This window comes from Nocardiopsis sp. MG754419, assembly GCF_018207095.1.
GTDB lineage: Bacteria > Actinomycetota > Actinomycetes > Streptosporangiales > Streptosporangiaceae > Nocardiopsis.
The window spans coordinates 1-9,349 of record NZ_QOCZ01000219.1 but is presented as its reverse complement, the minus strand read 5'-3'; the positions used below and the strand labels follow the sequence as shown (position 1 = coordinate 9,349).

Here is a 9,349-nt window from a genome sequence, read left to right as displayed (position 1 = left end):
GGGTGAGGCTCGTCCCGTCGGCGCTCGCCCTCGCCCGGACGTCGTCGCCGCCCTTGTTGTCGGCGAGTTCGGTCTCCTCCAGGTGCACGGAGGCCTCGGCGTCGGCCTCCACGCCCTTGTACTTGTGGCCGGTGACCCGGCAGCGCAGCAGCCGGGCCCGGCACTCGGCGTCGGCCACGAACAGTCCGCTCTTGGCACCGTCACGGATCTCGGTGTCCTCGATGGTGACGACCCCGCCCTCGTCGACCGCGACCCCCTGCCCCCGCGAACCGGTCACTGTCGACGAGCGCAGGACGAGACGCGCACCCTTCACGTGGGCGCTGTCGTACGCGCAGTCGGAGATCCGCGCCGCGCTCACGTTCACACCGGAGCCGGTGGAGACGTGGAGGACGTTGCCCTCCGACCCGGAGATCTCCAGACCGCGGACCTCGACGGTGGCGTCGTCCCTGGCCATGATCCCGCCGTGCACCTCCACCCCGGTCAGGCCCTCCAGAGACACCTCGGCGCCGTAGACGCCCAGGCACCCTCCGACCAGGCTCTCCGCGCGCACGCCCTTGAGTTCGCTCCGCCCTCCGGTCACGGCGATGCCGTGCACGCCCTTGACCGCCCCCATCCGATGGCCCCGGACCACGACGTCCTCCAGTCGCGCGCGACTCTTGGACAGGTTGATCCCATTGCCCAGGAGATCCTCGATCCGGAGCCCGCGACCGGTCACCCGACCGTCCTCGACGTACAGACCGGCCCCGCCCAGGCCCTCCACGACCAGGTCGGTGAAGGTCACGGCGGCGTTCGACACCGAGACCCCGTCGGTCGAGGCGGAGCGTACCTCAGCGTCGTCGAGCGTGGCCTCCGCCTCGGACCAGACGTACACCGAAGCACCCCCGTCCCTGCCCCCGTCCACCCGCAGCCGGGTGAACTCCGCGCGGGTGCCCTTCCCTCTGACGCGCACCGGCCACCCCTGGGCCGCCCGGACCGACAGTCCGGTGAAGCGGGGCGTGGCGCCGTCCTCCACCCAGACCGCGGAAGCGGAGTCGCGGGTACCGCAGTCGACGAGCTCACAGTCGCTGATCACGGGTGCGGCGGCGGAGACGAACAGCGAGTGGAAACGCGCGTGAGCACCGTGGAAGCGCACGTTCTCCACCCTCGGTGAGGCGCCCTGGAGCAGGTACAGGGAGGCGTTCTCGAACACGGAGTCGCGCAGGGTCCCGCCGCCGTTGCTCCAGCGGACCCCGGACCCCTCGAAACGACAGTTGACCACCTCGTGCGAACGACCGTTGAGACCCAGGCGGTTCCCGGAGGCGAACACGCAGTCCACCGACGTGAAGCGGGCGCCCTCGTCCACGTACACCGGTGGGTACTCCCCGTCGTCGCCCCGGACGCGCACACCGTAGAGCTCCAGGTGCCCCTGGGGTCGGACCCGGAAGACGTTGGTGTCCCTGCCGACCGAGACCTCCACGGTGCCGGGCCCCCGTGTGGGCACGACCTGGATCCTGCGGGTCACCGCGACGATCTCGCGCTCCACGTAGTGGCCGGGTTCGACGTGCAGGTAGAGATCCGCGTCGGCGTACAGCGGGGCGCGCACCGCGGCTCCCAGAGTGGGGAAGGCATGGGGGTCGCTCTGGGACACGCGGACCGTGTACATGCATCTGCTCCCGGGGGTTCGCTGCTGGGTGCCCCCTGTACCGTAGCGTTCGGCCGCGCCCCGCCGACCCCCGGTGGTCGGGCGCGGATCCGACGCCGCACCCTCGCTGAGGGCACTGTCGTCAGTCGGTCGAGGCGCGGACGCGGGCCCTCTCCGTCAGATCGTTCTCGCTGATGACGCAGTCCTCGTACTCGACGACCGCCTCCTCCGGGCCCGCGATGCCGTGCCCGCCGTTCCCGGTGACCGTGGAACGGTACAGCCCCACCTTGCTCTTCTCGCTGCGCAGGGAGATCCCCGCCCCGCCGCAGTCACGGATCTCGGAGTCCTCCAGGTGGGCCGCTCCGGAACCGAAGAGCACGATCCCGGCGCCCCGGGCGCCCTTCAACACCGTCGAGCGCAACGTGATCCCGGCGTCCTGGGCGTAGGCGAGTGCGTTCTCGGAGCCTTCGAAGAAGGAGTCCAGCACCTCCAGGAAACCGGCGGACCTGGCACAGAGCTGATTGCCCAGAGCCTCGGTGGCGCGCACGTTCCGGAGCGTGGCCATCCCGCTGTCCCCGCTCAGGGCGAAGGTGTGGACCCGTTCCGCGCGGACCCCGGACACCACGGCACGCCCGTCGACGACCAGGAGGAACCACCCGTTCAGGTCCGAGGCCAGCACACCCTCCAGTTCGAGCTCACCCTGTTGCACGTACACCGCCCCGTGCTCGAAATACGCCTCACCGTTCTCCTCGGTGACGGGGACGGCGTCCAGATCCCGGAGTTCCACCTCGGTCAGGTGGGTCCGGGACTCGACCGCGTTGAGCAGGGTCCGCCTGATCCGCCGGGCCGAGAGTCCGCGTCCGGACAGCGTGCTCCGCACCGCGGTCACGCCCGGGCCCAACGAATCCTCGACCGTGAGACCGTCGAGGACCAGGGTCGCGTCCATCGCCTTCACACCAGCGCCGTGCGTGTGAACGACCCGGCTGTCGGTGAGCCGTGCCTCGGCGGAGTGCGTGACGAGCACGGTGTACCGCTTCTCCCAGCCGCCCTGCACCGTGAGGCGGGTGAACTCGACTCGGGTGCCCTGATCCCGGACCTCGACCGCGCAACCCTGGTCTCCGGTGATCGACAGGTCCGTGAACACGACCTCGGACCCCCGGTTCACGTGGACCGTGGCCGTTCCGGAGCGCCCTTCGGAGTAGGCGACCCGGCAGTCGGTCATGACGCAGTCGGTGATCTCCGCACGCGTCCCGGTCAGCGTCAGCGCCGACGCCCCGATACCGCCCCCCTCGTGCCCCTCGAACCGGAGGGCGCGCGCCACCAGCGCGGTCCGTTCCCGGGCCAGGAGGCGGGCCCGGTCGAAGACACAACCCAGGAACAGGCCCTGACCGTGTTGGAGGAGCACCCCGGTGCCCTCGAACCGGCTGTTGGTGAACTCGCTCCTGCCCCGCCCACCGATGCGCAGGGGTTCGAGGCCGACGAACCGGCAGTCGACGGCCTTGAGCAGTCCGTCTCCGCCCACGCGGATCGGCGACCTCAGATCGCATCCGGAACGGACCACGATCCCGTAGAGCTCCAGGGGATGGTCGGTGGTCAGTAACTCCCGGTCACCGGTCACGGCGAGTTCCACGGTGCCCGGCCCGTGCGTGGGCACGACGATCATGGGCCCGGGGAAGGTGAGGGTCACCGGCTCCGCGTAGAGCCCGGGTTCCACGTGGAGGTAGAGGCCACCCGGGGCGTCCCACAACCGCCGGTCCTCGACCGCCGCGCGGACCGACGGGTAGGCGCTGGGATCGGTCTTGGACACGCGCACCGTGTACATGCGTCTGCTCCCGGGGTCGCGGCTGAGTGCCCTACGTACCGTAGCGCTCCGGCGTGCGCCGAAGCCTGCACGGCAGGGGGTGGGCGACGGCCGCTTCCGGCCGTTCCGCGATGCGCCCCGGGAACGCCTCAGGCCCGCCCGGGGCACCCGGGCGGGCCTGAGGCTCTGCTGAGCCGCCTATCGGAATCGAACCGATGACCTATTCATTACGAGGCCTTTCGGGCCCCATGCAACCAGGTCCTATCACCTAGCTGAGCTGGCCTTATGGGCCTACTAGGTTCTTGACGATCCAGCAGAGTGCGCAACGGGCGGTCACCCTTTTGGTCACCCCCATGGCTAGCCAGTGGGGGGCTCCCCCATGCCTCTTCACCCTTTTAGAGAGTAAGAGAACACAGCCTCCGCAGCCTCCGCCAACCGCCGAACACATGCACTGAACTGGGGAAACACTGCGGAGGCTAAGGCAGATTCTCAGCCTCCGCCTAGCCTCCGCAGCCTCCGCAGCCTCCGCACGACAGAACCCGCAACGGCCCTCAGCGACTGCATGTCCAGCCTGCCCACGGAACCCGTAGCCGCGGCCGAGGATGTGCGGTAAGAAGTACCGAGGCCACCAGAACCACACAGGGGTGAAATGTCCGTTTCTCAACAACTTGCAGAAACGACCCCTCACCGCCGACAGAACACCAGGTCAGCAAGACTGCTCCCCGCGCACGCGGGGATGGACCCCAGTCCCGGTCGGTGAGGGCCCGGTCGCGCTCCTGCTCCCCGCGCACGCGGGGATGGACCCGACACCGCCAAGGCGGCGGACACCCGCAACTCCTGCTCCCCGCGCACGCGGGGATGGACCCGCGGTCATCCACCGGTCGGCTTCGTTGGCCGACTGCTCCCCGCGCACGCGGGGATGGACCCGACTTCGGGCAGCTACTACAGCGATTCGCGCACTGCTCCCCGCGCACGCGGGGATGGACCCCTGTTCACGAGGCAGATGACCGCGATCGACCCCTGCTCCCCGCGCACGCGGGGATGGACCCACCGAACAATGCTCCAGCTGCGGAGCGATCCGCTGCTCCCCGCGCACGCGGGGATGGACCCTCCGCGGGGGTCGACGTGTAGACCGTGTACCGCTGCTCCCCGCGCACGCGGGGATGGACCCATCACCCCCGCGATGATTGAGGAGATCGCCCGCTGCTCCCCGCGCACGCGGGGATGGACCCACCATGATCGGCCCCCGCATCGGGCTCCCCGACTGCTCCCCGCGCACGCGGGGATGGACCCCTGGATGCGCAGGTCCGGCCGCTGGATGTCGACTGCTCCCCGCGCACGCGGGGATGGACCCCAGGAACTGCGGTGGGAGCTGGAGGTCGCACGCTGCTCCCCGCGCACGCGGGGATGGACCCAGGGTGTCGGTGCTGTAGCGGGGCCGGTAGATCTGCTCCCCGCGCACGCGGGGATGGACCCTGATCAAAGCCTTCGCGGGATGCGACATCGTCCCTGCTCCCCGCGCACGCGGGGATGGACCCGCACAGCATCCAGTCGACCCGGATGCGCCCAGCTGCTCCCCGCGCACGCGGGGATGGACCCGACCTGAAAGCGCCGCCGGAGTGGCCGGGCGCCTGCTCCCCGCGCACGCGGGGATGGAGCCTAGGACGCTCCCGGGCCTGGCCAAGCATGGCCACTGTTACCTGCGCGTGCGGTAACCCCCACCTCAGATGGGATTCATCGAGTCTGGCTCTGTAGGTGAGGTTGTGCCGACGGGAGCTTCTACCTTTTTAGAGAGCAAGAAGAGCTAGCCTCCGCAGCCTCCACCACGCTGACATGATCACCCCCACTGGCTAGCTCGCAGGGATGCAGAACGCCCGTGGATTCTCCTCTGAGAAACCACGGGCGTTAAGCGAGTCCAGTGACGCATCGAGGGATTGCTGTTCGTCAGCTTGGGGAGACGTAGGCGAAGGCAGGAACTCGCCGGTCTGCGATGACGTGCGAGATCTCCCCAAGTCGCTCCCACCCGAGCTTCTCGTAGAGCCGGATTGCGGCCCGGTCCTTCTCCATCACGTCCAGAACCAGTCTGGTTCCTCGCTCCCGAGCGTCCTTCATAGCAGCCACGGTCAGCCTTTCGCCCAGGCTGCGCCCCCTCGCATCAGGGTGAACAAACAACCGGGCCAGCACACCGACCGGCCAGCCACCCCGAGCTTGCCACAGGCGGGCGGCATCCTCCCCACCCTCTCCGGTTACACACAGGTGCCCGACCACCTCCCCGTCGGACTCAGCGACCCACGCTCCAACCAGACCGTCAGGAGTGAGCCACCCGAGCGCATCGTCCACCCCTTCGACCGGATAGCCGTCCTTGGCGTGAACCTCCTTGAGCACCGCCGCGCAAGCGGAGAGATCGCGGTCTTCGCGCCGCCTGATCTTCATGTCACCCTTCGATCGGCATGTTGTAGTCGAGTCCTCCGAAATCTGCCCGCATCACGAAGCGTGTCACCTCAAAGGCAACGCCATCCGGGTCGATTCCGGTGTGCAGGACGTCGATCACCGGCACCCCATCAGGGAGTTTCAACCCCTGGACTTCTTCCTGTGAAGGCATGCGCGCCGTGATCTCTTCACGGCTTCGGGCCATGGGATGTCCCAGGTCTTCGAATCGCGCGTAGAGGCTGCCCTTGCCCATCTTCGCTGAAGTCGCGAGCACGCTGCCTTCGGCAATCAGCCAAGGGATGTACGTGACCCCCACCTGAACGACGTACTCAGCCTGGTCATCGCTGGCGTAGTACCAATTCTCCCTCCGGACCACTGAGGCCTGTCCGGGGTCAACTTCCAGCCGTTCGGCTATCTGACTCGGGGGGACGACCCGCTCGATAGACGTGCAGTCCACCCGCGGTGTGAGCCCCTGTTTCGCGAGTTCCGCCCGATAGGGCGAGAGACCAGTTTGCTCGCGTAGACGCTTGCTGTAGCGCTCACTGCCGAAGCGCAGCAGCTTGCGCTTGCGCCGAACGAAAACGCCACGCCCGTGCTGCACGTCAACAAGCCCTTCCTCCGCAAGCAGCCTCACAGCCTCCCGGGCGGTGTTACGCGCGCTCTCGAAGCGTTCGGCAAGTTTCCTCTCCGACTCAAGCTTCCTGCCCTCCGGGAGTTCGCCCGAGGTGATTGCCGCGCGCAGCTCATCAGCGATCCGCCTGCTCGGCAGCTTCTTCTCGACCCCATTGCCCTGCGGTTTCTCACTCATACACACAGTCTACCCAACTGGCTTGAGCCAATCAGTTGACTGGCTCAAGCCAGTGTGCTCTACTTTCCATATCGCAACCATCCCGAGCTCCCAAGGGACGGCGAACGGCACCGGCCACGGCACCAAGAACCCTTTGGTGCTCCGTCTTCACCAGGGCGGAACGGAATGGCCGCATCACCCGCACCCCTGGGGTGTCCGTCCGCTCCCGCTCTCCGGCACGACTCGGAACGCGGGGGCCGGCGGAGACCTCTAGGACCTCTTAACCCCCACCCCAACAGGAAGGCCCGAACATGAACCGCTGCACCACCACGGCGTCCCGTCGCAACCGCTCCGGCCTGGTCCAGGTCGCGATCACCACCTACGGCGTCCTGCACGGCGCCCCGCCTGCCGGTGACATGCTCACCGTCGATCTCTCCCGCGCCCTGCGCAACCCCCACCACGACCCGGCCATGAGGTTCAAGACCGGCCTGGACACCGAGGTCAACGACCACGTGCTGGCCACTCCCGGTGCCGACGAGATCATCGACCGCACCATTGACCGCATCGAGGCGGCCCGCAACTACGGGGCCATGCACGGCGAGATCACCGAGGTCGGGATCTACTGCAAGGGCGGCCGGCACCGGTCCGTGGCCATCGCCGAAGCGGTCGCCATGGAGCTGCGGGCCCGCGGCATCCGCACCGAGATCGAGCACCGCGACATCACCAAACCCGTCGTGACCAAGTGAACGCCCCGATGGCACGGCACACGGTTTCGCCCTGCGTGTTCTGCGAGATCACGCAGGGCCGGGCCCCGGCCACGGTGGTCCGCCGCTGGGCGGACGCCCTAGCGATCGTGCCGCTCAACCCGGTCACCGAGGGACACCTGCTGGTCCTGCCGATCCAGCACGTGAGCGACGCGACCACCGCGCCGGCGGTGACCGCGATGACGGTCATGCACGCCGCGACCCTGCTCGCCGAATCGGGCCGACCGGCCAACCTGATCGCGAACGTCGGCCGTGAGGCCACGCAGAGCGTGTTCCACCTGCACTGGCACATCGTGCCCCGCACCGCTTCGGACGGATTACGGCTCCCCTGGTCCACCTGACACCCCTACCGACCATGACGAAGGCCCCACCGGTAACAGCCCGGCGGGGCCTTCTGTATCGAGAACCCCTGTTGAAAGGCCTATCCCGATGTCGACCATTCTGCCCTTCCCGCGCACCGCCCACACCCTCGACCCGGTCGAGCTGACCGCCCTGCTGGGCGACGCTGAACTGGCTAGCGAGCTGTGCTCACCGCGCCGGCCCGGCGAGAGCCACCAAGACCACCTCGCCCGCCACCAGGCCGCCGCCGACATCCTCGCGGACCTGACCGGCACCGACCCCGCTCCCGTCCCGCCGGTCGCCTTCGAGCTGAGGAGCGCGGCCTGATGCACACCGCCCTGACGTTGCTGCTGTGCACGCTGGCGCTGGCCTTGACCGCCGCCCTGCTGCGCTACCTGACCGGGCCGCTGCTGCCCGAACGCGAGTCCGACCTGGCCCGGCTCCGAGCGATCCGCTCCCGCCAGGCCGCACGTGAGGCGGGTGAGCAGGCATGACGACGACGCACATGATCCAGACCGCCGGCATCATCGCCGTGCTTCTGGCCCTGGTGTTGACCTTGACCGTCACCCTGCTGCGCCTGGCCGCGCTGCCGTTGGCCGGCGCCGCCCTGGCCCTCGACGCCGCCGCCCACTTCGTGGCCGCCCCGCTGTCCCTGCCCGCACCGGCCACCAAGGAGGCCACCCGATGAACTGGTTCGGCCGCAGCACCCCACACGATGCCGCCACTTCGGTCGCCGACCAGGTCGGCGTCGCCCGCCGGCTGGTGGGCATCAGCGACCAGAAGCTCCTCAACGACCCGCACACCAACCCCGCCACCCGAGGCGACGCCGACCGGTTGCGAATCGCCCAGCACCGCGAACAGCTCCGCCTGGACCACCGTCGGACCCTACGCAGGGAGCGGGTCTCCGATACCCGGGCCGCCGCAGCGGAGAAGGCGCTGGAGGCGATCACCGCCGCCCGCGAGGCCGTCTCCCCCGGGCGGGCGGTCGCGGACCTGTCCCGGACCCGCTCCCTCGCCCTGATCGGGTGCCTGGTGCTGTCGGTGCTGCTCTCGGTCGGGTCCGGGATGGCGATCGAGGCGTGGTTGCAGAACCGGCCCGGCACCTCCCCCACGGGGTTGGGGTACCTGATCGAGGGCGGACTGACCATCCTGTCCACCGCGATGATCGTGCTCCGAGGCCGGCTGGCCGTCCGCAACACCGCGCTGGAGCCCTGGCAGGTGTGGGCGTTCGGTGCCCTGATCGTGGTGCCGCTGGTGACCAGCGCGGTGCTGGCGACCATGGGCAGCATCGTGGGTGCGGTCTGCTCCCTGGGTGCGGCCGCCTGGTCGGTGGCCGCCTACCTGGCCGCGACCTCACTGTCCACCGCCATCGGTGACGCCCTGGACGAGGTCAACGACGCCGACGAATCCGAGCTGCGCCGGATCGCGTTGGGTGAGAGCGACCCCGCTCCGGCCGCCGCCGGCACGGTCACGGCGCACCCGGCCGATACCTGGGTGGCTGAGCAGACCCACACCTTGGCCGCGCAGATCGAGGCGTTCCTGTCCGACGGCGACGGCCCCGACACCGGCGGGGTCAGCGGGGGTCACACCGACCCGCCCCCGAGCGG

The 9,349-nt window shown here is 69.2% G+C and carries 10 protein-coding genes and 1 CRISPR repeat array; of the genes, 6 read left to right on the top strand and 4 right to left on the bottom strand.

The genetic code is table 11. The annotated features are described in order from the left end of the window. The 4 genes from DSY14_RS29510 to DSY14_RS26130 form a co-directional block, all read right to left on the bottom strand. Positions 1–1,627 (bottom strand): right-handed parallel beta-helix repeat-containing protein (locus DSY14_RS29510; RefSeq protein ID WP_211719277.1); only part of this gene is annotated, 1,627 nt, incomplete at its 3' end. A 136-nt stretch (positions 1,628–1,763) separates the two neighbouring features. Continuing rightward, complete coding sequence (locus tag DSY14_RS29505) at positions 1,764–3,428, bottom strand: right-handed parallel beta-helix repeat-containing protein (RefSeq protein WP_211719276.1); 1,665 nt, start codon at positions 3,426–3,428, stop codon at positions 1,764–1,766. Between the two features lie 709 nt (positions 3,429–4,137). Further along, positions 4,138–5,082: a CRISPR direct-repeat array (repeat unit 29 nt; unit sequence CTGCTCCCCGCGCACGCGGGGATGGACCC). Positions 5,083–5,366: 284 nt separating this feature from the next. Then, positions 5,367–5,855, bottom strand: a complete 489-nt coding sequence (locus DSY14_RS26135; protein ID WP_211719275.1) for a GNAT family N-acetyltransferase — start codon at positions 5,853–5,855, stop codon at positions 5,367–5,369. 1 nt (position 5,856) lies between these two features. Then, on the bottom strand, positions 5,857–6,660 hold the full coding sequence (locus tag DSY14_RS26130) for a GntR family transcriptional regulator (RefSeq protein ID WP_211719274.1): 804 nt from the start codon (positions 6,658–6,660) through the stop codon (positions 5,857–5,859). Positions 6,661–6,950: 290 nt separating this feature from the next. Between DSY14_RS26130 and DSY14_RS26125 the strand changes: the two genes are divergently transcribed. The 6 genes from DSY14_RS26125 to DSY14_RS26100 form a co-directional block, all read left to right on the top strand. Next, positions 6,951–7,385, top strand: a complete 435-nt coding sequence (locus DSY14_RS26125; RefSeq protein ID WP_211719273.1) for an RNase adapter RapZ — start codon at positions 6,951–6,953, stop codon at positions 7,383–7,385. An 8-nt stretch (positions 7,386–7,393) separates the two neighbouring features. After that, positions 7,394–7,744 (top strand): HIT family protein, encoded by a 351-nt coding sequence (locus tag DSY14_RS26120; protein ID WP_211719272.1) that lies wholly within the window; start codon positions 7,394–7,396, stop codon positions 7,742–7,744. A gap of 88 nt (positions 7,745–7,832) precedes the next feature. After that, on the top strand, positions 7,833–8,069 hold the full coding sequence (locus tag DSY14_RS26115; RefSeq protein WP_211719271.1) for a hypothetical protein: 237 nt from the start codon (positions 7,833–7,835) through the stop codon (positions 8,067–8,069). Beyond that, positions 8,069–8,236, top strand: a complete 168-nt coding sequence (locus DSY14_RS26110; protein ID WP_211719270.1) for a hypothetical protein — start codon at positions 8,069–8,071, stop codon at positions 8,234–8,236. The genes DSY14_RS26115 and DSY14_RS26110 overlap by 1 nt, the downstream gene beginning before the upstream one ends. Next, a complete protein-coding gene (locus DSY14_RS26105; RefSeq protein ID WP_211719269.1) occupies positions 8,233–8,430 on the top strand; it encodes a hypothetical protein in 198 nt (65 codons plus the stop codon). Before DSY14_RS26110 ends, DSY14_RS26105 begins: the two co-directional genes overlap by 4 nt. Then, a partial coding sequence (locus tag DSY14_RS26100) for a hypothetical protein (RefSeq protein WP_211719268.1) occupies positions 8,427–9,349 on the top strand: 923 nt, incomplete at its 3' end. The genes DSY14_RS26105 and DSY14_RS26100, both read left to right, overlap by 4 nt.

Bases quoted from the DNA above. Each gene is read 5' to 3' on its own strand.
- DSY14_RS26135 (WP_211719275.1), bottom strand. From the start codon at position 5,855: ATGAAGATCAGGCGGCGCGAAGACCGCGATCTCTCCGCTTGCGCGGCG.
- DSY14_RS26130 (WP_211719274.1), bottom strand. From the start codon at position 6,660: ATGAGTGAGAAACCGCAGGGCAATGGGGTCGAGAAGAAGCTGCCGAGC.
- DSY14_RS26125 (WP_211719273.1), top strand. From the start codon at position 6,951: ATGAACCGCTGCACCACCACGGCGTCCCGTCGCAACCGCTCCGGCCTG.
- DSY14_RS26120 (WP_211719272.1), top strand. From the start codon at position 7,394: ATGGCACGGCACACGGTTTCGCCCTGCGTGTTCTGCGAGATCACGCAG.
- DSY14_RS26115 (WP_211719271.1), top strand. From the start codon at position 7,833: ATGTCGACCATTCTGCCCTTCCCGCGCACCGCCCACACCCTCGACCCG.
- DSY14_RS26110 (WP_211719270.1), top strand. From the start codon at position 8,069: ATGCACACCGCCCTGACGTTGCTGCTGTGCACGCTGGCGCTGGCCTTG.
- DSY14_RS26105 (WP_211719269.1), top strand. From the start codon at position 8,233: ATGACGACGACGCACATGATCCAGACCGCCGGCATCATCGCCGTGCTT.